General features: G+C 35.2%; 2 protein-coding genes. Both read left to right on the top strand.

Features of this window, described 5'->3' with window-relative positions; genetic code table 11:
• The first annotated feature begins 88 nt into the window (after positions 1–88).
• On the top strand, positions 89–391 hold the full coding sequence (gene yabP, locus V7127_RS17985) for a sporulation protein YabP (protein ID WP_335488374.1): 303 nt from the start codon (positions 89–91) through the stop codon (positions 389–391).
• On the top strand, positions 388–857 hold a 470-nt coding region (yabQ, locus tag V7127_RS17990), incomplete at its 3' end, for a spore cortex biosynthesis protein YabQ (protein WP_335488376.1). The genes yabP and yabQ, both read left to right, overlap by 4 nt.

Below are 857 nucleotides of genomic sequence, written 5' to 3' on the forward strand. Positions count from 1 at the left end.
TGCTTCCGCTTTTCTATGTTCTATTTCTCATCCCTTTCTCATAACATGTACAAAAAGCTTGTACTTTGTGATTGTGAGGGGATGTAAGATGAGCCAATATTTTGAGCAAAATTCAACAAAGTCGAATGTTCAGGACCACGATGTTATTATGCGTGGAAGAAGGCTTTTGGACATTACAGGGGTTAAGCAGGTAGAGAGCTTTGATAATGAGGAATTTTTATTAGATACTGTAATGGGGTTTTTGGCGATTAAAGGTCAGAACCTGCAGATGAAAAATCTTGATGTCGATAAAGGGGTTGTCTCCATAAAAGGGAAAATACTTGATCTCGTTTATTTAGATGATCAGCATGGAGATAAGGCTAAAGGCTTCTTTAGCAAGTTATTCCGATGACTTTATCGACACAATTTATCACCATGCTAGCCATGATTGGCATGGGCAGTGTCTTTGGCGCAGCTCTTGATACTTACAACCGCTTCCTAAAACGCAGTAATCGCAAAAGCTGGATTGTTTTTATCAATGATATCCTCTTTTGGGTTGTACAAGGGCTGGCTATTTTTTATATTTTATTTATCGTCAATCGCGGAGAACTGAGATTTTATATATTTATTGCCCTTTTATGCGGCTTTGCGGCCTATCAAAGTTTATTTAAAGGATTATATGTGCGTCTTCTGGAGATTTCTATTTCGGTAATTGTCGCTATTTATCGCTTTTTATTAAAATTGTTTCATTATATGATCTATAAACCAGTAAGAGGACTCATATTTGCTGTTATTTCTTTACTTTTAATGATAAAGAAGGGACTAGTGGCTCTTTTAATATTAATATTCAGGATTATTTTATTCATATGTAAGATTAT

Origin of the sequence: Bacillus sp. JJ1773 (assembly GCF_036962035.1) — a bacterium.
In the GTDB taxonomy this organism is placed as follows: domain Bacteria; phylum Bacillota; class Bacilli; order Bacillales; family Cytobacillaceae; genus Cytobacillus.

Bases quoted from the DNA above. Each gene is read 5' to 3' on its own strand.
- yabP (WP_335488374.1), top strand. From the start codon at position 89: ATGAGCCAATATTTTGAGCAAAATTCAACAAAGTCGAATGTTCAGGAC.